The organism is Nostoc sp., from assembly GCF_036917195.1.
Taxonomy (GTDB): Bacteria; Cyanobacteriota; Cyanobacteriia; order Cyanobacteriales; family Nostocaceae; genus Nostoc.
The window spans coordinates 16,854-39,932 of sequence record NZ_JBALDG010000039.1 but is presented as its reverse complement, the minus strand read 5'-3'; the positions used below and the strand labels follow the sequence as shown (position 1 = coordinate 39,932).

At 43.0% G+C, this 23,079-nt stretch carries 21 protein-coding genes; 14 read left to right on the top strand and 7 right to left on the bottom strand.

All coding sequences use genetic code 11. The features are described 5' to 3' along the window. Positions 1-38: 38 nt before the first annotated feature. Positions 39-353, bottom strand: coding sequence for a YkvA family protein (locus tag V7K40_RS13655; RefSeq protein WP_334960370.1), 315 nt, complete (start codon positions 351-353; stop codon positions 39-41). A gap of 53 nt (positions 354-406) precedes the next feature. On the opposite strand from V7K40_RS13655, the gene V7K40_RS13650 reads away from it, so the two are divergent. The 4 genes from V7K40_RS13650 (at position 407) to V7K40_RS13635 (ending at position 3,162) form a co-directional block, all read left to right on the top strand. Beyond that, the gene (locus V7K40_RS13650; RefSeq protein ID WP_334960368.1) at positions 407-859 is read left to right on the top strand and encodes a hypothetical protein; all 453 of its coding nucleotides are present in this window, start codon (positions 407-409) and stop codon (positions 857-859) included. Positions 860-1,043: 184 nt separating this feature from the next. After that, positions 1,044-1,772, top strand: a complete 729-nt coding sequence (locus V7K40_RS13645; RefSeq protein ID WP_334960366.1) for a MotA/TolQ/ExbB proton channel family protein — start codon at positions 1,044-1,046, stop codon at positions 1,770-1,772. A gap of 41 nt (positions 1,773-1,813) precedes the next feature. Next, positions 1,814-2,494, top strand: a complete 681-nt coding sequence (locus V7K40_RS13640) for a biopolymer transporter ExbD (protein ID WP_334960363.1) — start codon at positions 1,814-1,816, stop codon at positions 2,492-2,494. Positions 2,495-2,799: 305 nt separating this feature from the next. Beyond that, entirely contained in the window at positions 2,800-3,162 is a 363-nt protein-coding gene (locus tag V7K40_RS13635; protein WP_273766785.1) for a phage holin family protein, read from the top strand. Positions 3,163-3,223: 61 nt separating this feature from the next. On the opposite strand, the gene psb29 is transcribed toward V7K40_RS13635, so the two are convergent. Then, on the bottom strand, positions 3,224-3,931 hold the full coding sequence (gene psb29, locus V7K40_RS13630) for a photosystem II biogenesis protein Psp29 (RefSeq protein ID WP_334960360.1): 708 nt from the start codon (positions 3,929-3,931) through the stop codon (positions 3,224-3,226). 203 nt (positions 3,932-4,134) lie between these two features. Here psb29 and V7K40_RS13625 point away from each other — a divergent pair, with 203 nt between their 5' ends. After that, positions 4,135-4,740, top strand: coding sequence for a chromophore lyase CpcT/CpeT (locus tag V7K40_RS13625; RefSeq protein WP_334960358.1), 606 nt, complete (start codon positions 4,135-4,137; stop codon positions 4,738-4,740). Positions 4,741-4,821: 81 nt separating this feature from the next. On the opposite strand, the gene V7K40_RS13620 is transcribed toward V7K40_RS13625, so the two are convergent. Beyond that, positions 4,822-5,190, bottom strand: a complete 369-nt coding sequence (locus tag V7K40_RS13620; protein WP_334722308.1) for an STAS domain-containing protein — start codon at positions 5,188-5,190, stop codon at positions 4,822-4,824. A gap of 243 nt (positions 5,191-5,433) precedes the next feature. Further along, positions 5,434-6,477, bottom strand: coding sequence for an oxygen-dependent coproporphyrinogen oxidase (gene hemF, locus V7K40_RS13615; RefSeq protein ID WP_334960356.1), 1,044 nt, complete (start codon positions 6,475-6,477; stop codon positions 5,434-5,436). A gap of 389 nt (positions 6,478-6,866) precedes the next feature. On the opposite strand from hemF, the gene V7K40_RS13610 reads away from it, so the two are divergent. The 8 genes from V7K40_RS13610 to V7K40_RS13575 all read left to right on the top strand — a co-directional run bounded on the left by V7K40_RS13610 (position 6,867) and on the right by V7K40_RS13575 (position 17,044). Continuing rightward, the gene (locus V7K40_RS13610; protein ID WP_273766779.1) at positions 6,867-7,391 is read left to right on the top strand and encodes an SRPBCC family protein; all 525 of its coding nucleotides are present in this window, start codon (positions 6,867-6,869) and stop codon (positions 7,389-7,391) included. A gap of 278 nt (positions 7,392-7,669) precedes the next feature. Continuing rightward, positions 7,670-8,740, top strand: a complete 1,071-nt coding sequence (locus V7K40_RS13605) for an Mrp/NBP35 family ATP-binding protein (RefSeq protein WP_334960355.1) — start codon at positions 7,670-7,672, stop codon at positions 8,738-8,740. A 272-nt stretch (positions 8,741-9,012) separates the two neighbouring features. After that, positions 9,013-10,329: a rod shape-determining protein RodA gene (gene rodA / locus V7K40_RS13600; protein WP_334960353.1), complete on the top strand. Its 1,317-nt coding sequence runs from the start codon at positions 9,013-9,015 to the stop codon at positions 10,327-10,329. Positions 10,330-10,864: 535 nt separating this feature from the next. Then, a complete protein-coding gene (locus V7K40_RS13595) occupies positions 10,865-11,062 on the top strand; it encodes an NAD(P)H dehydrogenase subunit NdhS (protein ID WP_334960351.1) in 198 nt (65 codons plus the stop codon). Positions 11,063-11,205: 143 nt separating this feature from the next. Continuing rightward, positions 11,206-11,862: an HAS-barrel domain-containing protein gene (locus V7K40_RS13590; protein ID WP_273766773.1), complete on the top strand. Its 657-nt coding sequence runs from the start codon at positions 11,206-11,208 to the stop codon at positions 11,860-11,862. Between the two features lie 141 nt (positions 11,863-12,003). Continuing rightward, the gene (locus V7K40_RS13585; RefSeq protein WP_334960349.1) at positions 12,004-14,145 is read left to right on the top strand and encodes a cation:proton antiporter; all 2,142 of its coding nucleotides are present in this window, start codon (positions 12,004-12,006) and stop codon (positions 14,143-14,145) included. Between the two features lie 416 nt (positions 14,146-14,561). After that, on the top strand, positions 14,562-15,512 hold the full coding sequence (locus V7K40_RS13580; protein ID WP_334960346.1) for a UDP-glucuronic acid decarboxylase family protein: 951 nt from the start codon (positions 14,562-14,564) through the stop codon (positions 15,510-15,512). A 140-nt stretch (positions 15,513-15,652) separates the two neighbouring features. Then, the gene (locus tag V7K40_RS13575; protein WP_334960344.1) at positions 15,653-17,044 is read left to right on the top strand and encodes a UDP-glucose/GDP-mannose dehydrogenase family protein; all 1,392 of its coding nucleotides are present in this window, start codon (positions 15,653-15,655) and stop codon (positions 17,042-17,044) included. Between the two features lie 228 nt (positions 17,045-17,272). On the opposite strand, the gene V7K40_RS13570 is transcribed toward V7K40_RS13575, so the two are convergent. After that, a complete protein-coding gene (locus V7K40_RS13570; protein ID WP_334960342.1) occupies positions 17,273-18,067 on the bottom strand; it encodes a DUF2993 domain-containing protein in 795 nt (264 codons plus the stop codon). Positions 18,068-18,269: 202 nt separating this feature from the next. On the opposite strand from V7K40_RS13570, the gene V7K40_RS13565 reads away from it, so the two are divergent. Further along, the gene (locus V7K40_RS13565) at positions 18,270-19,802 is read left to right on the top strand and encodes a hypothetical protein (RefSeq protein WP_334960339.1); all 1,533 of its coding nucleotides are present in this window, start codon (positions 18,270-18,272) and stop codon (positions 19,800-19,802) included. Between the two features lie 135 nt (positions 19,803-19,937). Here V7K40_RS13565 and V7K40_RS13560 read toward each other — a convergent pair whose 3' ends face one another. Continuing rightward, a complete protein-coding gene (locus V7K40_RS13560) occupies positions 19,938-20,132 on the bottom strand; it encodes a type II toxin-antitoxin system HicB family antitoxin (protein WP_334960337.1) in 195 nt (64 codons plus the stop codon). A gap of 272 nt (positions 20,133-20,404) precedes the next feature. Then, the gene (locus tag V7K40_RS13555; RefSeq protein ID WP_334960335.1) at positions 20,405-22,411 is read right to left on the bottom strand and encodes a cytochrome c peroxidase; all 2,007 of its coding nucleotides are present in this window, start codon (positions 22,409-22,411) and stop codon (positions 20,405-20,407) included. Positions 22,412-23,079 lie beyond the last annotated feature (668 nt).

Sequence of the window (23,079 nt, the reverse complement as noted above, 5' to 3'; positions counted from 1 at the left end):
CCCCACCTTAGATTTCAAAAGCAGGGGTTTTATTAAATCTACTTAACAGAAACAGCATCAACATCAATCGTACTTCCATTAGAGGTAGAAGCCTCAGTGGTATTAGGTGCTTCAGTGCCCACATCACCCTTACGAGCTTTCCAGCCCTCAATTACTAACCCAGACACCTCAGAAACCAGCAAAGTCAAAAGGAAAACATCATCAATCTGCCCGACAACGGGTATAAAATCTGGAAGAATATCAATTGGGCTAGCCAAATAGACTAGTGTTCCTAAAATTGCCCACCAACGGTATTTAGGGTTACGAAGCAAATCGCCATACCAGGTGTAAAGTGATTGGATTGAAAATTTCATATTTTGAACCTCCAGTTATCTTTAATTTTGACAAATTATGCTAAAAATTCCTGGTGGGAATAACCGCCCTAGTTAGTCTGGAAGACGCTACTCGTAATCTGTCACCAAATATCTACTCTGTGACTCTGCCTAGTACGACAGGAGTTGCTCGTTTCGCTCCCAAAACCGTCACGATTGATGATTGGGGTGTCAAGCCTCCAAAAAATGTCTCTACTTATGCAACAAATAATCAGGGCGATCGCACCCATATCACTACTATTTATGATTGGGACAACTTTAAGGAAACTTGGTATACCGAAGCCATAAAAGCGGGTAAACCTATCTGGTTGCGGATTTTCACCTGGAATTATCCCAATCATCCATACATTGTTGCTTCAGCAGATCGTCCCATTTATGATGTGCAGAATCGATTCCTGGGGATGGTTGCAGCTGATATCCATTTATTATCGAAAAACATGGTGACAAACTGGAATGTTTTTCTACTCTTGGTGAAGGAAGTGAGTTGATCATTCAATTGCCTTACCCAGCAGCAAGTTTGTCCAGCAGTCTAAGTCAAATACGCCATGCTTACACTGTCTTTTTAGGTTTTCGAGAAATTTATATTTTGGAAGTCCCTCATTTTGCATTAATCTCTAGAATTAAAATGCTTTAGCACATTTGCTCTAGTCATAGAAGGAGGAAATTTAAACAGTGGATATTTTAGATTTGTTTTATAAGGGCGGGCCAGCGATGTGGCCTTTGTTAGTTCTGTCGATTCTGTCTTTGAGTGTGATTTTCGAGCGTTTGTGGTTCTGGTTGCGAATTTTGACTCAGGAAAAGCAAATAGTTGATCGCATCCTGGATGCTGCACAGGATAATTGGCAACTAGCTGCGGACATTGCAAGACAAGCAAGCCATCAGCCTGTCGGGCGTTTTCTCTACGCCCCCTTACGTTTTCCAAAAACTGATGCCGAAACCTTTCGACTAGCACTGGAGGCTACAGCAGAAGACGAATTGGCTGGAATGCGGCGAGGTGAAAAACTTTTAGAAGCCGTAATTGCCCTAGCGCCACTGCTGGGATTGTTGGGCACGGTTTTGGGTTTAATCCGCGCTTTACGAGCAATTCGGATTGGCGATTTGGGAACTGAATCTACAGCTGGGGTCACTACTGGTATTGGTGAATCACTAATTGCTACAGCAACAGGGCTAATAGTTGCCATCATCAGTTTGGTATTTTACCGCCTATTTCAAAGTTTTGCAGTTAACCAAGTCAAAGTTTTTCGGAAGGCAGGGAATGAGATGGAATTGCTCTATCGCCAGTCTCCGCCTGATTTTAGTAATAGTACATCTGCAATTGTGCCGGAAAATTTCACTCCACCCCGCAAGCCAGGAAAGACTAAGGTTTCTGAACCTCCTGAACCGCCGAATACATCTAATTAGTCAAGAATTCAACCCCAAAACCAGGCGTTTAAATTGAGAAAATGAAAGTTAATCTACATACTCCAATTGAAGAAGTCCAAATTCAAATCATCCCTTTAATTGATGTCGTTTTTTGTATTCTGACGTTTTTTCTATTAGCGGCTTTACAATTTACACGGCAACAGGCAATAAATGTTGATTTGCCCAAAGCCAGCGCCAGTTCAGTATCTGGAATAACATCACAGAGTGGAAGTCTGATTGTAACTATCGATGCTGTTGGCAATACTTACATAGAAAAACAGCTTGTCAAACGGGAGGATTTGGGAGCGAGGTTAAAACAGTATCTCCAAGCAAACCCTAGTGCTGTTGTGGTGCTGAATGCTTCGCGGACAGCAACTTACAATGATGTAATTGAGACATTGGATTTGCTGCGACAAGTAGGGGGCGATCGCGTTTCTTTGGGAATTATTCCTGGCCCATCTCAACCACCCACAAACTTACTCAACCAGCCTAATATCCCCTCTTTCCCAATCAATCCTGGTGCTGCACCAATTCCAGGCATCAATCCCCAAGGGAATCTTAACCCTAAATTTCCCTTAGCACCCAATTCCGTCCCCTTTCCTGGCGTAAGTCAACCTCCAACTGGACAAGGCATCAGTCCTATCAATCCTGGTATTTCCAACCCACCAGCATCTCAAGCGCCTGTAGCACCTAAAAAAACCCAACCTCCTCTTAAAAGATGAGATAGGGCAAGGGGGAGCATACAACTCTACCAGAGGCTGCGCTCTAAGCGTAGCTATGTCGCAGGCTTTACGGCTAGACTCAGGACAAGCTCAGTAACCAGGGGAGCAGGGGAGAGTTAGAATTTCTTTCATCTTTCCACTCCCCTTCAAGCTCTTTCCCAAACCTAAAGATATCTAAAATAAAATTATGTTAGAGAAAAATCTCCTGCTAATTTATAGATAATTGGTTGAGCTTTAAAGATTTTTCCATCGATAAACTGAAGTAATTTATCACCAATTGCCATTCACGTTTCAGGGATTGTGGCATGAATATTATGACGCTTTTAATTGTTTGGGTAGTAACAGCTATCAGCTTGTTGATAATTAGCAAATTGCCTCTGGGAGTTGAAATTGACACTCCAGGTAAAGCCTTCCTTTCTGCCGCAGTGCTTGGTATCGTAACAGCAATAGTTAGACCGATTTTAAGTATCGTTTTTGCAGTCCCAAATTTACTCACATTGGACTTGTTATCCAGCATTTTCACATTTATGATTGCCGTAGTTTGCTTTAGTATTGCTGCTTTGTTAGTAGAAGGCTTTCGCTTGCGTTACGGGATTTGGAGTGCTGTTATTGGGGCATTTATGCTGACTATAATTAACAGCTTAATTTACAAATTATTGGGCGTCTAAAGTTAATAGTTAGGAGTTCTTAGTAATTCCTAACTCCTAACTATTAACTTTTAACTCCTAACTATTCGTTAGAACTTGGGGGAGCAACTGGAGTAGTTGATTGTTGTTTACGTTGTTCGCGTTTTTTGCGATCGGCTGAGAGCATATCTGCCATCACCACCAGTGCTTGCGCCATCTTATCCAGATTAGAACGGTATAGTTCCAAATCTTTGTTGAGTTTGTCATCAGACAGGTGCAAGCCAGCAGCGATCGCTTTCAGCGCCTCCGTAAGTTGCTTTTCATCTTTGACCAATTCGGGATCTGACTGTTCCAATAACGAAAATACACCAATTGCGAACAAACGGTTGTATTTAAAGTTAGAGTTATTGGCGATCGCTTGCAGTTGCGCTTGCAAGTCACCATCTCGATCTAAGAAAGTAGTTTGGCCCAACCATGCGATTAAATCTTTAACTGGCAAACCTTTAGCTACAGCTTGCAATCTTGCGGCATCCTGTCGATAGTGTTGCGGATCTTGTTCTATAGCCCGACATAGGGCGTTAAAAATTGATTCTTGATCCCGTTCTGGTAGATAGCCTTGCATGAAGCGGTCAAAGGTAGTGACGACGCCCAAGGCATAAATTGGATTGTAGCTAAAATCGATATTTACTGACAGCAGATGCATTTCCACCATCAATTCTTCAACTACCCGACGATAAATAGTGTTGATCGGACGGGTGTGAAGATTGTAAAAAGTTCGTTTTGTATCAGAGACAGTACGGACGTTATTCACAAAGAAAATGTTAAGGGCGACGTATTCTTATTTTCTCGCTTAAAGGCTACTTTGCCAAGTTTAGCTTTTGGCTGGTGACGGTTTCATTTACAATATAGATAAATCAGAAGTATTTTCTCAGCTGGTAGCCACAGGGGATAAGACCCTTTCCTCTAAAAAACTAGCCAAAAATTATCATCTTTAATGATTCGTTTTTCACATTTATGAATTTCTCGCCACACTTAATTGCTTTAGGTGAGTACCTAGCTGGTGAATTTGATAATCGAGAACAAGCCATAGGAGAACCAGTTTGGTATGTCCACCTGCGCCTGTGGCAAAGACCAGTTAATTTGTTCACAGAAGATAGTATCACCCTGTTTGCCGAACAGGCTAACGTTATTAACCTAGATAAACCTTACCGCCAGCGAATTATCCGGTTACGTCAGAGGAGCGACTCTGACACATCTCTGGAAGTGCAATACTATATGCCTCAAGATCCAGGTGCATTAATCGGCGCAGGTCATAACCCAGCTTTACTAAACACACTGACACCCGAACAATTAGATTTACTACCAGGTTGTATCCTAACAGTAATTCAGGAAACACTAGCCCGCGATCGCTATAAGTTTACCACTACCCCACTACCAGAAACTCGTTGCAGCTTTACTTATCTTGGCAATAGCGTGGATGTTTCCTTGGGATTTGAAGCCACAGCGGCAGAATTTCGCAGCTACGACAAAGGAATTAATCCAGCAACTGGAAAAGCAACTTGGGGAGCGATTATGGGCCCTTATCGCTACACCAAGCGAAATCAGTATTCAATAAGTTAAAGTTATGATTTATAAGTCATGAAGTTTAATTAACTCCCAACTCCTGCACGGACACAATTAATCGCGTCTCCTAACTCTTTTTTAGCTAGCGATGCTACGAGGTACACCTTCTAAAGCTTCCTCTTCTGTTTCAAAGATTTCAAAGACAGTATCCATCATCGTCACTTCAAACACGAGTTTAGCTTCTGGATGTACATTGCAGATGCGGAAACTGCCCTTGACTTTATCAGCATCACGCATTCCAGCTACCAAAGACGTAAGACCAGAACTATCAATAAAATTTACCTGAGCCAGATTTACAACTACATGACGACTGAGTTTGGAAATACACTCCTGTAACTTCAGGCGAAATTGCCAAGCAGTGGTGATATCTAGGCGACCTGCTGGCGTCAGGACAATAACGGTGTTTCCGTCTTGGGTTGTATAACTTTTTTGGTCTATCTGAATCACTAAAGCCCTCCCCGTGGCATTCCTCTTAAGATTAACTACTTACAGAATTTTCTAATGCTGTCACTAGAGATTAACAAGCTATAGCTAAAATTGTCACCTTTTTCTGCTAAGTGCTTACCTTTGGTAGTTTAACTCACCAAAACAGTGCTGAGTAGCAATTTCAAATGAGGGAGTGGGGAGTGAAGGAGATGAGGAGGATATGGGAGATAGGGAAGAACTCCTAACTCCTAACTCCTGACTCAACTATTGTCTGGGTGTCCAGTTGCTCCAATCTTGAGGCTTAAGGAAGGTTTCATACAACTCGGCTTCGGGGGAATTGGGTTCTGGTTGATAGCCGTATTCCCAGCGCACTAAGGGTGGTAGGGACATGAGAATTGATTCGGTGCGTCCGTTGGTTTGCAGACCAAAAATAGTGCCTCGGTCATAAACTAAGTTAAATTCTACATATCGTCCCCGGCGGTAGAGTTGAAAATTCCGTTGGCGATCGCCATATTCTATCCCATGTCGCTGTTCTACAATTGGTACGTAAGCTGGTAAAAATGCTCTGCCACAGTCTTGCACAAAGGCAAACAAATCTTCCCAACTGCGGGTTGCTGGTGTTCCCACCTGATCGCTATAAATAGCCGCTTTCCCATTGGGATTTGGTCCGCGATATAAAGCACCCTGGCCATCTTGGTAATCAAAAAACAAACCACCTACGCCCCGTGTTTCATCACGATGCTTCAGGTAGAAATATTCATCACACCACGGCTTAAACACCGGGTAATAGTCTGGGTGGTGTTGGTCACAAGCCTGTTTTAATGTTTTGTGTAAATGTGCCGCATCTTCGGCAAAGGGGTAATAAGGTGTCAAGTCAATACCACCGCCGAACCACCACACTGGCCCCGCTTCAAAGTAGCGATAATTTAGATGGACTGTAGGCACGTAAGGATTGTGAGGATGTAATACCATTGAAGTGCCCGTGGCATAAAAGCCATACCCTGCTGCTTCAGGGCGTTGGGTTAAAATTGAGGCTGGCAAATGGGAACCCGAAACTTCAGAAAAATTTACACCTGCTTGTTCAAATATTGCACCTTCGCGCAGCACGCGCGATCGCCCTCCACCTCCTTCTGGGCGTTCCCAACTATCTTCGAGAAACTTGCCCACACCATCTAGTTTTGTTAACGCTTGGGTGATTTCGTCTTGCAGCTGTTTCATAAACTGACTCACCCTAGTCTGAGCGTCAGTTGCTGGCAAAGACTTCGATGATTCTGCTGCTACAGTTGGTATTTGCGAGTTGGTCAACATAGATTCCTGAACCTAAATTACAATTTCCAGAAAGCCACAAATTTCTTATCTTCAAATTTGGGGGAAACACGCGCCAACAATCAAGCTGTATTTGCCTAACCCGCTTTTTTATTACTGGTTAAGCATTTATCCGATTGATGGGCATCATTAGAGTTATTTTCCCTCAAATGCGTATAGGCTTATATATTGACTGAGTTTTTTTGTTAATTTTAACTATTTCGCGCCCTCGTCCCCCACGCTCATTTGGTACTCCAAATCAGTGGCGGGATATAAAGCGGTTATAAATGTAGCAAGATCCCGTAGGGTAACGCCCTTGTCACAAACTGAGCGTAGTTGCCCACCATACCAGAGTTACCAGAAAGTGTCTAGGAAGGAGGAGGATTAAAAAAATGCAAGGTTGGTTATCCAAATTCATCCACCGCAAACGTCGTCGGTTTTGCGCTTCTCTGGTGCGGACGTATCGAGAGATTAGTTCTGCTTCTGTAGATGAACTGTGGCAAAAAGTGGCTGACTTAACAGATGTTTCCTGGCATCCACTACTTAAGAGTACTAACGTGCCCTACGGATTAGTACCCAAACCAGGATTAATTTTTCATGCTGTAACACGCTTTTGGCCGATTCCCATCCGAATTTTTGTGGAGCGCGTCAATCATAGAGAGATGTTGAGTATCCGAGTGCTAGCGATTCCTGGGATAGAAGAACGGGTGACTTATCAAGTAGAGTCAACAGTTTGTGGTACTTGTCTGTCTTATTCCGTAACCCTACGCGGTTGGTTATCGCCCCTGATTTGGTCTTTATCCCGTCCTTATGCAGACCGCGTAGCACGGTCTTTAGTAGAGGCAGTAGAAAAGACGGCATTATCAACGGTATCTGGTAAGAAAAAATCCCTTAATGACAGTTGTTTTGATTTTTAGGTGATGGGGACTGGAGACTTTTAAGAGGCAGAGGGGCAGCTCTTGTAAGTGAAAGGGGGAAAATACTCCCCTCTGCTCCCCTGCTTCTTTTTCCATGCCAATAACTAATCCCTAAAGAAAGTTAAGATTCTATTAGGTGATAATGCAATTTGCTAAGTTTTGTTACGGCAGTAACAGTGAAAACACTAAGCTGACCTTACTTAAAAAAGCATCCAGTTAATAACTAAGATGTTCGCTACGAGTGTATTTTCATTTTCAATTTTGAATTTTGAATTTTTATGTACGATGTCCTCGACTCCCGCTCTGTGTTAGAAGTGTTGCGACCAGTAGAAGACCCAGAACTCCGCAAAAGTCTGGTAGAACTGAATATGATTCGCAACGTGAAAATTGACGATGGTAAGGTTAGCTTCACTTTGGTGTTGACCACTCCTGCCTGTCCTTTACGTGAATTTATCGTTGAAGACTGTCAGAAAGCTGTCAAAAAGCTCCCAGGCGTTACAGATGTAAGCATAGAAGTGACGGCAGAAACACCGCAACAAAAAAGTTTGCCTGACCGCACTGGTATTTCTGGAGTCAAAAATATCATTGCTGTTTCCAGTGGCAAAGGTGGTGTTGGTAAAAGTACGGTGGCGGTGAATATAGCAGTAGCTCTAGCCCAAACTGGGGCAAAAGTCGGCTTGTTAGATGCTGATATTTACGGTCCCAATGACCCCACCATGCTGGGTCTGGCTGATGCCCAAATTGTAGTGCGTTCCACTCAAACAGGTGACATCCTGGAACCTGCTTTTAATCACGGCGTCAAATTAGTTTCAATGGGCTTTTTGATTGACCGAGATCAACCAGTAATTTGGCGTGGGCCTATGCTCAATGGTGTAATTCGCCAGTTTCTCTATCAAGTGCAATGGGGAGAACTGGACTATTTGATTGTAGATATGCCACCGGGAACCGGAGATGCTCAGTTAACTTTAACTCAAGCAGTGCCGATGGCAGGGACGGTAATTGTCACCACGCCGCAAACTGTAGCCTTGTTAGATTCTCGCAAGGGATTGCGGATGTTCCAGCAGATGAATGTCCCGGTATTGGGAATCGTGGAAAATATGAGCTATTTTATACCCCCCGATCAGCCGGATAAGCAGTATGATATCTTCGGTTCCGGTGGTGGCTCGAAAACAGCCGCTGAATTGGGAGTGCCACTGTTGGGGTGCGTGCCACTAGAGATTTCCACACGAGTTGGCGGTGATAGTGGTGTGCCGATAGTCGTTGGTGAACCAGATTCAGCTTCAGCAAAAGCATTAACAGCGATCGCTCTTACCATTGCTGGTAAAGTATCAGTTGCTGCTTTGACATAATTAATTTTAATTTCTATCTACTTCTTGGGCTATAGCTTGGGAATACTAGGGATTGGGTATGGGGACTGGGGCATGGGAACAAGGAAGATAAGTAGAGAAGTCTGAGGTAAAACTTCCTTAAATCAGAACTTTAAAGGGACAACGAGAATAAGCAATGCCCAATACAACTCTTGGAGAGGCTGCGCCCTAAGCGTAGCTATGCCGCAGGCTTTACGACTTCGCTCAGTACAAGTGCCCAATGCCCAATATTTAAAAAAGTCTAAATTGGCACAATGTTATTAAAACGATCGCTCCCCAAAATTCGCTGGAAGTCTTGGGTTAAGCCCTGGCAGGATGTAGATTGGCTACTATTTTGTTTGCCAATTGCTGTCAGTATCTTTGGTGGCATCATGATCCTCAGCACGGAACTGAAGCAGCCAGTAACTGACTGGTGGTGGCACTGGCTGGTAGCGGGTATCGGTGTGCTTATAGCTCTATTTTTATCTCGCACGCGTTACGAACTCTTGATGCAGTGGCACTGGGTAACATACGCACTAACGAACTTTAGCTTAATCGCTGTGATGATTGCTGGTACTAGCGCCAAAGGGGCGCAGCGGTGGATTAGTATCGCTGGTTTTAACGTCCAACCCTCAGAATTTGCCAAAGTAGGCATGATCATCACCTTAGCAGCTTTGTTACACAGGCGCACTGCTTCTAGTCTTGAAAGTGTTTTCCGGGTTCTGGCAATCACTGCTATACCTTGGGGATTAGTATTTTTACAGCCAGATTTAGCAACATCACTGGTATTTGGTGCGATCGTTTTAGGAATGCTTTACTGGGCAAATGCTAATCCAGGGTGGTTAGTTCTGATGATTTCTCCGGTGGTTGCTGCCATTTTGCTGAGTTTATCTTGGCCATTAGCAGAGCCGATCATTTTATTCAAAGAACTATCTTTTGGCCCATTAGGGCTAGTTTGGTCAGTTGCGATGGCTATTGTAGGCTGGCAAACTCTTCCCTGGCATCGATTTAGTTTCGGTGCTATCAGTGCATGGAGTCTCAATATACTGGGTGGCGAATTAGGAGTCTTCGCTTGGAACCATATTTTGAAACTGTATCAAAAAGAGCGGCTAACTGTATTTATGGACCCCGATCATGATCCACTAGGTGCTGGGTATCACTTAATCCAATCTCGCATTGCTATTGGTGCTGGTGAAATTTGGGGATGGGGTCTGTTCAAGGGGCCAATGACACAACTGAATTTTGTACCTGAACAGCATACAGACTTTATTTTCTCCGCAGTGGGGGAAGAATTCGGTTTTGTTGGTTGTTTGGTAGTGCTGTTTGTCTTCTGCTTAATTTGCTTCCGTCTGCTGCATATTGCCCAAACCGCCAAAGATAACTTTGGTTCCTTGTTGGCTATTGGCGTTTTGTCCATGATTGTGTTTCAGGTGATTGTGAATGTTGGCATGACTGTAGGTTTAGCGCCTGTGGCAGGAATTCCCCTACCTTGGATGAGTTATGGGCGTTCTGCTATGCTGACCAACTTCATTTCCTTGGGAATAGTAGAATCGGTAGCAAATTTTCGCCAAAGACAGAAGTATTATTCATGAGTCAAGGGTGAAAAACTCCTAGACTGTGGACTTTAGGACTTACCGCACAAGAGATCCTTAAAAAGGGGGCTTTTGGTTCCCCCTCCTTTTTAAGGCTACCGTGTACACACAAGTCGGAAAACCTCATCCACATTGGCTTGAATCTCGTAGGGTGCGTTATGGACATTAGTCATAACGCACCGAAAATCTGGGGTAGTGCCTTACCCTACGGCATAACACTAATTAGCGATCGCTTTCCTACTCTTGGGTAAACCGAAAATCTGGGATGGTGCGTTAGCCATTACCCACATTTTGTAACAGAACACTTCGTACCCTTCTTGTGGCAAAGACCAAGGCGAACGGGTTATCCTTTGGAGTACGCAATGACGAACTATCTTATATTTATTTAGATCCATCTACTTAGCCTGAGAATTTATTCCAAGGCGGGTTGGCAACGAAGCCAGAGATTAAAAAGATATGGGTAACAACAAGCATTTAGGCTGGAGGCTGTCAAAAGTATTAAGCTATATAACAGGAAACAAGCGAGGCTAAAAACATGATTCTGCCTGGAGCAACTGTTCGCGTCAACAATCCTGCAGATACCTATTACCGCTACGAAGGACTCGTACAACGGGTGAGTGATGGCAAAGTAGCCGTATTATTTGAAGGTGGGAACTGGGATAAATTAGTTACCTTCCGCCTGAGGGAATTGTCACTCGTAGAGACCACAGCCGGACGTAAAAAAGCCAAATAAGATTAGTTAAGAGTTAGGAATTAAGAGTTATGATTCCTCAACTCATCACTCATAACTCCTAACTCAGCACTCAGCACTGGCTCAACCATAGCTATCCGCTAACAGCACGGGCTAAACGCCCCACTACCGCTAACAGCACTCTCATGCGCCTCCCCCTACCACAGTTTGCTACTGGCGATCGCCATCCCAACCACATTGCGGAGGTGATTGAGACTAATAGTACCGAATTTTTGGCCCAGTGTTTGGAACCGGAAGATTTGAGCTTTCCCTCCATGCCACCTTTTGGTAGTTGGGTCTGTTCTGTAGATGAAGAATCTGGCAATCAAGTTTATGCTGTGGTGTATTATGCCACAACTATGCCCATAGATTCCGTACACCGGGCCAGAGCTTTGGGGTTGTCATTGCAAGACTTACGCGAGGAACAACCCCAAATATTTGCCATGCTCAGAACTGAATTCCGGGCTGCGATCGTGGGATTTGAGCAGTCTTCCCAAAATCGAGGTTATAACCAAAGAATATATCAGTATCTACCACCCCGTCCCCCGCAAATTCATCAAGCTGTTTATCGGTGCGAACCAGAAGCAATCATTAAATTTACTGAAGAACTAGATTTTTTGCGGACACTGCTTTCTATAAACGGTGCGCCAGTAGAGTCTTTAAGTGCAGCTGCCATTCGAGATGTATACCAGTTACGCAAAGCTGACCGAGAATGGCTAATTAAAGCTGGACGTAGCCTGAGCGTGCTACTTAAAGACGACTACGATCGCTTGCGGTTCATTTTGAGTCAAATCCATCCGTAGATAGTTAGTTATTAAATAATTGCCTGGTTAGTGTAAGTTAATATTTTTGATTTTTCGTCAGGTGGCTTCTACATTTATATCGCTCAGGCGATCGGCCCCAAGGTAATTGCAGTTTTACCATAGCCCCTTCAATTCCTACCTATGGAACTCATATCACAAGTTCTTGTTCTGGAACCAACTTCCCAAGTTCTTGGCAAGGAACCAATTGTTCCCTTTGCTATTTTGCTGGTGGTCATCTTAGTTATACCCATCATGTTTGAGCGGCTAAGATTACCAGTATTAGTGGGTTTGGTTTTCTCAGGGCTAGTACTTGGGCCCTCAGGCTGGAATCTATTTCAGTCTGACTCGCCGCTGATTAACCTGCTATCAGACATTGGGTTAATTTACTTGCTGTTTGTCGCAGGGTTAGAAGTTGATCTAAAACAGTTCCGCCGCCAGAAAAGTCGTGCCTTTGGGTTTGCTAGCTTGACTTTCAGTGTACCCCTAGTGATGGGAACCTTAGTAGGGCTAATTTTAGGCTCTGGCTGGAATACTTCAATCTTAATTGGCTCTTTATTCGCTTCCTATACCCTTTTGGCATATCCCATAATCAGCCGTTTAGGAGTGGTAAACAATGATGCTGTTACTGTCACCATTGGAGCTAAGATTTTTACAGATATTGGTGCAGTGCTGATATTGGCTGTTTGTGTAGGCATCACTCATGCTGGAGCATTCAGCTTTGCTAAACTACTCACCTTGTCGGGTTGGTTAACCATTTACTCTGTTGCTGTTGTCACAGGCTTTGATTGGGCAGGTAAAGAATTTTTCAAACGGTCTGGAGACGACGAAGGAAACAAGTTTTTGTTTGTGTTGCTTTCTGTGTTTCTGGCGGCTGTAGGCGCTCAATTGATTGGGGTAGAAAAAATTGTTGGTGCTTTTTTAGCGGGTTTGGCGGTGAATGAAGCTGTGGGTGAAGGCCCAGTCAAAGAAAAGGTGGTATTTATTGGCAGTGTGCTATTTATTCCCATTTTTTTTGTTGACCTTGGCTTACTGATCAATCTACCTGCCTTTGTGAACAACCTGGACACGCTCAAGTTAACGCTGTTGATGATAGTCGGTTTGATTGTCAGTAAATTAATTGCAGCTTTGTTCACAAAACTGGTTTACCGCTATAAGTGGCAAGAAATCCTAACCATCTGGTCGCTATCACTTCCCCAGGTTGCTACAACCCTTGCAGCAACGTTAGTGGGATATCGGGCTGAGTTGCTGCCACTAGAAGTATTACACAGTGTCATTGTCTTAATGCTTGTCACATCAACCTTAGGGCCGTTGATAACTAGTAGAATAGCTGTTGGTTTGAATTCCTCACCAGCCGAAGATCCAGCACCACCCCTACCTGACCAAAACGCACCAGAAACAGGCAGTGCCTTTACTATAGTCGTACCTGTCTATAATCCTCAGACCGAGCAGTATTTGATTGAAATGGCGGCATTATTAGCGCGTCAATCTCAGGGCAAAATTGTACCACTAGCGATCGCTGCTGCTGCTGCTCAGATGGATGCACCGCAGTTAGAAGCCTCTCTACAACGGAGTGAGCGGTTATTGACCAAAGCCACGGCACAAAGTCGAGTATTGGGTGTGGCCGCAGAACCACTGCTGCGAATTGATGATGCCTTTGCTCAGGGAATTAGCAGAGCTGCTCGTGAACAAAATGCTAATTTAATTGTTATGGGTTGGGGTAAACGGACTGGGTTACGAGCACGTTTATTTGGGAATGTGATTGATGGTGTGCTTTGGGCATCCCATTGTCCAGTAGCAGTAACACGTCTAGTAGAATCACCGAAAAAAATTCAGCGCATCTTAGTACCAGTAGAAAACTTAACAGCACCTACATTACAGCCTGTGCAATTTGCCCAGATGCTGGCAGAGGCAAATCAGAGCCACATTACCGTGCTGAATGTGTGCGATCGCCGCACTAGTTCCAGTAAAATTGCTTGGAGGCGATCGCATCTCTCCCTATTGGTATCTAAATTAGCTTTGACCAATACCCCAGAAATTCAAATTATCGCTCATGAAAATGTTGCCCAAGCAATTTTGCAGGCAGCACGATTATATGATTTAGTAGTTTTACCTTTTATACGTAATCGTACCAGCCCTGGAGGGTTAGCCATTAGCGATGTCACAACCCAGTTAGCCAGACAACTCACCTGCTCCATTATCATGATTGGAGAACCGCAAAGCACTCAAACCACAACAAATGTAGTTATGTCTAACCCGGTTACCAGCATTACATCTGCTGTATGATACAAGGCAGAGTTCACTCTATCAATTTTGGATAATGAAATAATGAAATTTGGATTCACCCCAGCAAGATTGGGTGTGGGGCAAGCCGAATTTTGGATAATGGAATAATGGAATTGTTCCGCCCACACAATGTCGAGGCATGAACCGAAATTATCCGTAAAAACACTTTATATTATTGAAGATTTGATGAACTTTAGGTGGAAGACTGACAATCTTGAGACTAAGTTTGTTATTTTGCTAATTAAATTCCTAAGGAAACAGGTAAAAATATTACAAAACTATAACCTAAGTAAGTTCAACAACACTTTTTGATTGAACCTTGTTCTTTTTTTCGTTTTGTATTTTTGTCCTTAAGCTGGGTAATCTAAAAGTAAGTGCAATAGCTACTGAAAATATTTGTAAGTAACTGGGAAACTATGAGAATTTTGGTGACGGGCGGTGCTGGGTTTATTGGTTCCCATCTCATCGACCGACTAATGACTGATGGGCATGAATTAATATGCTTGGATAATTTTTACACTGGTCACAAACGCAACATTATTAAATGGTTAGGTCATCCGTACTTTGAACTGATCCGCCACGATATTACCGAACCAATTCGGTTAGAAGTGGATCAAATTTATCATTTAGCTTGTCCTGCTTCTCCAGTACATTACCAGTACAACCCAGTTAAAACCGTAAAAACTAACGTCATGGGAACACTGAATATGTTGGGGCTGGCTAAACGTGTTAAAGCTAGGTTTTTCTTGGCTTCAACTAGTGAAGTATACGGTGATCCAGAAGTTCATCCCCAACCCGAAGAGTACAGGGGTAGCGTCAATCCCATTGGGATACGTTCATGCTACGACGAAGGCAAAAGAATTGCTGAGACTCTAGCATTTGATTACTACAGGCAAAATAAAGTTGATATTCGAGTTGCTCGGATTTTCAATACCTACGGACCGAGAATGTTAGAAAACGATGGTCGGGTGGTGAGCAACTTTATAGTTCAAGCCTTGCGAGGTAATCCTTTAACCGTGTACGGTGATGGTTCGCAAACTCGTAGTTTCTGCTACGTTTCCGATTTAGTGGAAGGATTCATCCGCCTGATGAATGGCGAGTACATTGGCCCAGTGAATTTGGGCAATCCTGGTGAATACACGATTTTACAATTAGCACAAGCAGTGCAAAATATGATCAACCCGGACGCACAGATTAAGTTCGAGACACTACCTTCGGACGATCCCCGGCGTCGCCAGCCTGATATCACAAAGGCAAAAACTTGGTTAAATTGGGAACCTACAATTCCTCTGCAAGAGGGGTTAAAACTAACAATAGAAGATTTTCACGCTCGCATTCAAAGCGATGTCAATAATTCAACTATTTAAAGCGCCTAACGTCGCTCTGAATTTTCATACAGGTTCGCTCTCGATAACTAATATCCTTAGTGGCTGAGTTTCCTCGGAGTGTATAAGTGTCTGAGAATTTCTTTTTGAAGACTAATCCCAAAAAAGTGAGGAGTTAAAAAATGCGTGTTTGCGTGATTGGTACTGGTTACGTTGGTTTAGTTACAGGTGCTTGCTTGGCTCATATTGGACATGATGTAATTTGCGTAGACAACAACGAAGAAAAAGTTAAGTTAATGAAGTCTGGACAGTCCCCAATTTTTGAGCCGGGACTCTCAGAAATTATGCAGTCTGCCATTCAAACAGAGAAGATTCATTTTACTAGTGATCTCGCTGCTGGAGTTGCCCACGGAGAAATTCTGTTTATTGCTGTGGGAACACCACCTTTACCCACTGGTGAAAGTGATACTCGTTATGTTGAAGCTGTAGCCCGTGGGATTGGGGAAAATCTCAACGGTGGTTATAAAGTCATAGTGAATAAATCTACAGTCCCCATTGGCTCAGGTGACTGGGTGCGGATGCTTGTTCTAGATGGTACCGCTGAACGGCAGAAAACACTAGTAACCGCAGGTGGGGTGTTGAGTGATGACAAATTACCTGAGGTTGCAGCCCAGTTTGATGTGATCAGTAATCCAGAGTTTTTGCGCGAAGGTTCGGCAGTTCACGACACCTTCAACCCCGATCGCATTGTACTAGGAGGTAATAGTCAAAGGGCAGTAGCCTTGATGCAACAACTATATGCCCCAATTGTGGAACGCAAGTATGCTGAAGATCAATCTTTACCCCCTGTGCCAATTTTGGCAACAGACCTGAGTTCGGCGGAGATGATCAAATACGCCGCTAATGCCTTTTTAGCCACTAAGATTAGTTTTATTAACGAAGTTGCTAATATTTGCGATCGCGTCGGTGCTGATGTTACTCAAGTAGCTAAAGGTATTGGTCTAGACTCCCGCATTGGTAACAAGTTTTTACAAGCTGGTATTGGTTGGGGCGGTTCCTGCTTTCCCAAAGATGTTTCCGCCCTGATTCACACTGCTGATGACTATGGTTATGAAGCCCAGCTACTGAAATCTGCTGTCAGTGTCAACGAACGTCAGCGGTTGATTGCTTTGGAGAAACTCCAACATGTTCTGAAAATTCTCAAAGGCAAAACAGTCGGACTACTCGGACTGACCTTCAAGCCAGATACCGACGACTTGCGCGACGCCCCAGCACTCAACCTAATTGAGCAGCTAAACCGACTAGGAGCCAAAGTCAAAGCCTATGACCCCATTGTTTCCCAAACAGGTCTACGTCATGGGCTTTCCGGTGTACTAGTAGAAACCGATGCCGAAAGACTTGCTGACGGCTGCGATGCTTTAGTACTCGTCACCGAATGGCAGCAGTTCAGCACTCTGGATTATGTGAAGATGGCAAAATTGATGGCTCATCCCGTTATCATCGATGGTCGTAACTTCCTCGACCCCGAAGCAATGATCCGGGCTGGATTCCAATATGTAGGTGTGGGACGGTAGATAGTTAGGAGTTAGGAGTAGAGACGCGATTAATCGCGTCTCTACAGGAGTTAGGAGTAATAAACAAAAATTAATTACAACCTATAATCAATAACTCCAAACTCCCTTCAAAACCTAAAGATTTAAATTACCGCCTAGAATAGTCTAGGCGGTATTTAATTTGTTTAAAGCTTCACGCAAAGCTGCTCAGAAAAACTTTACTTTGCATTTGTGAGTGTTAATTTCATTTTAAGCAGTACTTGGAATACGCTCGATTTCAGCATATCCACTGAAAATAAGTTTTTGACCTTCAGTTTCTAATCGATTGAGCCGCATTTTCACTCCATCGAGGTCAAAGCGATCCAAATCAACCATATTATCCAAAATTTCTACCAGTGCCACGCTCAAGGTTTGCGAGATTTCCCGTTGGGCTTGTGGCACTTGGTCAAGTTCAATTTTCGGATCTTTGAAAGAAACTCGCCGCCGCCTTTCAATGCCTATAGTTAGAATCATGCTCAGGGGTACAAGTTCACCATTGTTTAAATCTGCTTTTGCTATAAGCTGTAAGCGATTTTCAGGTAATAGCTGTACCTGAACTTCCGTAAAGGAGACTGGTTCACCGCCAGATAATGCCGTCAGTGATGGTACCGAGAGATTAAGCAGGCGCTTTTTCACCAGTTCCGCATTAAAGGCTTGGTTTATGCCTGCTTCTGATAGAATTACTTGAGCGATCGCTTGAGTAGGTTGCTTGAGACTGAGTTTGCCCTTTAAAACAGAGCCGAAGTCAATGGCAACCGCATCGGTTTCAAAAGACATTTCTTCTACCGCGAAATCTCTCCGAATCACCAAGCCACTACCGCTCATTTTGAAGCTATCAATGCTGCCTTGCAACAGTTTGCTGGAGGGATAGCAACGCACAAAAACTTCTACTGACTCGCTTTGGGTAAACAGGTGGCGAATCGTTTGGCTGGCGACTGTGTTGAGCATCCGCTCTCCCCAATCTGTGCCTTTAGGATTTTGTAAACCAGTAAGTCCGCCGAACATGTGGTTTTTAGTCTCTAGAAGTTCTTTGTACTTTTGTAACAAACTGTGAAGAATACAGCAAGCGATCCCATGATTAATTGTGCTGATGGATAGGTATGAGATCGCTGATGGTTATAAGTTCAATGTGTTAAATGTTACTTTTTATATATTGAGTGGGAATAATTGAACTAAGTTATTGCTAAGATTCTCACCAGTACTAAGTATGATACAGCTAAACATTCTAGAACTTGCCAAGCAGGGCGATACAAACGCGATCAACACTCTGATAAGTCAGTGGTTAAATTTACCCATAATTACACCAAAAACTAGTTTCAAACAAAATTGTCTACAGATAATGCTGGAATCAATTGAAGTTCCAGTACAACAGTTAGTAGTCCCACTTATTTGTAATGGATTAATTAATTTAGGCATCCAATCTTTTAAGAATGTTAAAATATACGGTAGAGTAACAGGCGAATATTTTCCCGATTGGCAACAAGAAATTGAGTTAGAAGCATTAGTAAATTCAGCTGTAGTAACACCTCAAATAGATATTGAAGTGAAATCTTCAATTGCCATTACTAAAACAACAACAGATAAGAAATTAGCTGTACAAAAACCATCTTTTTTGGGATCATTGTTTGGAGCAGTAGCAGGAACAGCTGGAGTAGTTGGAGGTGCTGCTGTTCAAGCTGGACAAGCTGCTACAGGAGCAGCTATAGGCATTAGTCGGACTATTGGAGGCGCTGCCGTTCAAGCAGGGCAAGGTGTTGCAGGAGCGGCTGTAGGTATTGGCGGTGCGATTGGTAGTGCAGCTTTTCAGGGAACACAAATAGCAGGGCAGGCACTAGCAATTGTTGGTAATAATCCCCAATTGCAAGTAGCAATAAAATCTCTAAATCAAGATTGGTTAAATCCTTTAATTGAACAGGTTGATTTAGTGAAAGCTGAGGCTTCTGTCAGAAAGTTACAGCAAGAACACCCAAATGAAAAACCAGCGCAAATTGCCCATTATCTCATGCTGGAAAAAGCTGTTTTAGCAGGAACAACAGGGTTTGCTAGTAGTCTTGCTCCAGGACAAGCAGCTGCAATGTTTGTAGTGGATTGGGCTGCTACGGCTGCGTTATCGGTAGAGTTAGTTTACCAAATTGCTGCCACCTATAGCATGGATTTAGAAGATTCCGATCGCAAAGCGGAAGCAGTAGCAATTTTTGGTTTAGGGCTGGGTGGAAAAACAGCAGTAAAAGCAGGTTTGGGTTTACTACGAAATCTGCCAATAGCGGGAGCCGTCATTGGTGCTAGTTCAAATGCAGTCATGATTTACGCATTAGGTTATGCGGCTTGTCAGTTTTATGAAGCAAAGCAGAATCCATTAACTTTAGAGGCAACTTTAGTAGATGCTCAGGTAGAGAGTGAAAAATTTATTGAAGCTGCTATTTCCCAAGAAAAGATTATGGATCAGATTTTGGTTTACATTGTCTTAGCGGGTAATTTAGATAAATCTTGGAAAGATATTTTACCAGAATTACAAGCTGCCAACCTTAGTCCTGCCTCAATCGATGCGATCACAGCTAATATAAAATCGCTACCATCTTTAAAAACCTTACTTGAGCAAATTAATAGTGATTTCGCCGTAGCTCTACTAGCACAATGTCAAAAAATTGCTGATCTAGACGGAGTAATTACGCCAGAAGAAGCTAAGGTGTTAGAAACGATTAACAAAAAGTTAAACCGTGATTTAGCTGCAATCAAATAACCTGAATATTGGTGTTAACATTTCTTAATTAAAGGCGATCGCAACCTCTACGCAAAAATGCGTAGACGCAAAGCGGCTTGTCGTTAGACATCGCACCAAATCCATTAATCATGAGGCTATCTGGTAAATTGCAGGTCAATATCTCGGTTCAGGAGTTGATTTACCCTCCATTTTGGCAGCATCTAACCATGCTGTTTTTGTTTGCAAAACTTCACAAAGTGATTTCTTTTCAGTTGAACCAAATGCTGAACAGTATTTCAGATCAGGAATATCAACAATGTAGCCATCATCTTCTTCACTGTAGAAGATATTAATGTGATAGTTTTTCATCTTTGATTCTCCAAAGTCACCATTTTTCTCAGCAACCGAGTATTGCCACCAAAATACGAAGCAAGTCCTCTATGTCAGCAGGAACTCTCAAAATAGCTTTTGAAAGTGTATGAGTGATCTGGTTGAAGGATGGGAGTTTTGCTCATAGCCACATAATTAAAATAATTCGTATTAAGTGATATTCATCCCTAAGTTAGAAAATCTGCCCAATGCTGCTACTTTGGATAAAGCAATGCAACAAGGGCAGATGGTTACGTTTCAAGTCTAGAGTCTTACTCTAAGAAATTTGACCTGCGAGTAGCGACACCTTTACGACCAACTGCGGGTATTTCTATTAGCTGATCTGTAGCAGTAGGAGTTCCATTAGTATTGCCACTGGCAGTCACTGAACTTTGATTGCCGGGATGTCCATTGGGGATGAACAATTGCGGATGGTCAAAGGGTGCTTGTTCAAGGAGGACTCGCTGATCGGTAAGTCCGGTTCTTAAGAAAGCGACCAAATCAGCTTTTTTAGCATCGGTTAAGTTCAACGGTGCTGCACCAGGTCCACCGTCGTCACCTCGACCACGATTGTAAAAGTCTACTACTTGCTCCAGAGTTGCCTTCCCACCGTTATGCATATATGGAGCTGTCAAGCCGATGTTACGGAGGGCAGGTGCTTTGAACAGTGATGTGGTAGTGTTTCCGGCTCCTGGGTCATCTGAGGCAGGTCTGACACCGTAGTTAGGAAAGAAGCCGTTAGTTGGATTATTAATCAGCGGATCAGTTGAATCAGTTGAAGCTACTCCTGCGGTTCTTCTCACCGAAGCTCTGGTGAATTCTGGAATCGTATGGCAGATGTTACAATTACCGCCACCATTAGCCTGAGTATTGACAAACACAGTCAGACCGCTTTTTTCCGGCTCGGTGAGAGCATTGGTATTTCCCGCTTGAAATTTATCAAAAGGTGTCTGGTCAGACACAAGAGTAGACAGATACTTTTGCATTGCTAACGCAGAGAATAAGGAAAAGTTCCAATCCCTAAGCGAAAACTGATTTTTAGGTAAAGTCAGTCCTTCCTCACTCTCATTATTATCATCATTTTTGCCGAGGACTGTTGGTGTTCCATTACTGTCAACTTGAATGATTGACTTTGACTTCCACCATTGCTTCTTAAAGGCTTGCCGAATCAGCTGATCATAGGATGCGGTATCCAGACCGGGCTTAGGGGATCGACTGTCAGATCCTAAAACACTGTCTTGCCGATGTACAACTTGTTTACCTAAGGGTCTGAGGCTTTTGAGCTTCTGACCTTTTTTCCGCAGAAACTTAGCACCGACTTCAGGTAAAGTACGACCACCAGCAGATGTCTCAAATGGACTCAATAGTGGCCCGGTTACTAGGGAAGCTAGAGAGGAATTGTTGAGCGAAACGGAAACAGGAGTTAGTTGGTTTGCTTTTGTAGCTATGTAAAGTTTAGCACTAAAGTCTGCTGCTCCTTTTGGATTCACCCCATTGAAGGTTTCCTTGGCGCGACCATCCCAAAACTGGAGTTTGTTGAAGATTGCATTAATTACCGTTGGGGTATTACGCGGCTCAACTCGACGCACATTAATTCCATTGACCTGAAAGCCGTCTGGATCTGGCACAGATGTAGTCGAATCCTCTGCTTGACCCGGATTAGTGTTATTAATAACACTATTAAACACACCTTGGGATGAGGCGACATCGTTAGGGTCAGAAATAATAGTACTGGTTCGATCGTTAGGATCTGCCAGTTTGTGAAATGGAAAATCTGCCGCCGTGAGTTGATAGTTTGCACCACCACCTACCTGGAAAGTTGTATCTTTCAGTGATGCCAAAAAACCAGGATTGATTTGATTCTTTGATCTGTTATCAGCTCCGGCATGAAAGTGACAAGTAGCACAGGACTGAATGCCGTCACTACCAAGCTGCATATCCCAGAATAGGGATTTTCCTAGCTTGAGTAGGGCTTTTTCGTCTTGAACAAAGTCTGCGAGATTGCTTGGTTGAGCCACTGCTGTCAGGAGTGGTGGGTTCGCCGGATTAGGGTCTCCAGTTGTAGCCGCTGGTAAACTAGTTATGTTATTTAAGGGAGCCGGGTTCGGTGTTACTGCGGATACAATACCTCCACCAGCGATCGCTAGAGAAACTATGATGAAAATTGCCAGAGGGCGTGAATATCTTGATACTATTCTGGTTTTATACCTTAAATAAATCCAAAAAAGCATCAAAATTAGCACTAGTAACATTGCTAATGCACCATTTGAGGGTATCATTAAGACCTCGCTATACGTGTGGGAATTATGACGTTGAGGCCATTCTTGACAGATTAAGATAAAATTAATATTTGTCAATAGTATTTACGCTGTAAATTAACTCCAAATGGGGCTATTCAATTCAATTTGACACAGAATTTTGAAGACAAAAATGAGTGATGCTTTTTCAGATGACGCATAGGCAGAGCCAGCCGTAGGCACTGCTAGTCCAAAACTTGTGTTTTCTACCCTCATTTTTGCGAAAATTTTAAGCACTATTACTTATTGACAAATTGATTATGATCTTAATCTTTCAAGAAGGGGTTGAGACTGACTCACAAAAACTCAGCCTTCCTTTAGATAGTACGAAACTACTAATGGGGGATTCTAATTATCTACAAAATACCAAGCAGTACCGATCTGATTCTCTAGGCATTTTGAGAACAAAGAAGTTTTTCCTACCAAACGAGATTTCGTACTTTAAACGCAATACCTGTGAATGAAACTGTACGAACAATAAACTAATCAGGAAAAGATGATAAAAAATATAATATTGTAGTTATTAACAAGCTATTAACAAGATATTAATAATTTATTAATAAGATATAAACAAGATAATAACTTGTTACTCACATTCTGCAAGTTAGTTTTAAAATCTTGATATTTTATATAAACCAACTATTGTCTTG

Coding starts and splice junctions, on each gene's coding strand:
- V7K40_RS13655 (WP_334960370.1), bottom strand. CDS start 353: ATGAAATTTTCAATCCAATCACTTTACACCTGGTATGGCGATTTGCTT.
- V7K40_RS13640 (WP_334960363.1), top strand. CDS start 1,814: ATGAAAGTTAATCTACATACTCCAATTGAAGAAGTCCAAATTCAAATC.
- V7K40_RS13635 (WP_273766785.1), top strand. CDS start 2,800: ATGAATATTATGACGCTTTTAATTGTTTGGGTAGTAACAGCTATCAGC.
- V7K40_RS13625 (WP_334960358.1), top strand. CDS start 4,135: ATGAATTTCTCGCCACACTTAATTGCTTTAGGTGAGTACCTAGCTGGT.
- hemF (WP_334960356.1), bottom strand. CDS start 6,477: ATGTTGACCAACTCGCAAATACCAACTGTAGCAGCAGAATCATCGAAG.
- V7K40_RS13610 (WP_273766779.1), top strand. CDS start 6,867: ATGCAAGGTTGGTTATCCAAATTCATCCACCGCAAACGTCGTCGGTTT.
- V7K40_RS13605 (WP_334960355.1), top strand. CDS start 7,670: ATGTACGATGTCCTCGACTCCCGCTCTGTGTTAGAAGTGTTGCGACCA.
- rodA (WP_334960353.1), top strand. CDS start 9,013: ATGTTATTAAAACGATCGCTCCCCAAAATTCGCTGGAAGTCTTGGGTT.
- V7K40_RS13595 (WP_334960351.1), top strand. CDS start 10,865: ATGATTCTGCCTGGAGCAACTGTTCGCGTCAACAATCCTGCAGATACC.
- V7K40_RS13590 (WP_273766773.1), top strand. CDS start 11,206: ATGCGCCTCCCCCTACCACAGTTTGCTACTGGCGATCGCCATCCCAAC.
- V7K40_RS13585 (WP_334960349.1), top strand. CDS start 12,004: ATGGAACTCATATCACAAGTTCTTGTTCTGGAACCAACTTCCCAAGTT.
- V7K40_RS13580 (WP_334960346.1), top strand. CDS start 14,562: ATGAGAATTTTGGTGACGGGCGGTGCTGGGTTTATTGGTTCCCATCTC.
- V7K40_RS13575 (WP_334960344.1), top strand. CDS start 15,653: ATGCGTGTTTGCGTGATTGGTACTGGTTACGTTGGTTTAGTTACAGGT.
- V7K40_RS13570 (WP_334960342.1), bottom strand. CDS start 18,067: ATGTTCGGCGGACTTACTGGTTTACAAAATCCTAAAGGCACAGATTGG.
- V7K40_RS13565 (WP_334960339.1), top strand. CDS start 18,270: ATGATACAGCTAAACATTCTAGAACTTGCCAAGCAGGGCGATACAAAC.
- V7K40_RS13560 (WP_334960337.1), bottom strand. CDS start 20,132: ATGAAAAACTATCACATTAATATCTTCTACAGTGAAGAAGATGATGGC.
- V7K40_RS13555 (WP_334960335.1), bottom strand. CDS start 22,411: ATGATACCCTCAAATGGTGCATTAGCAATGTTACTAGTGCTAATTTTG.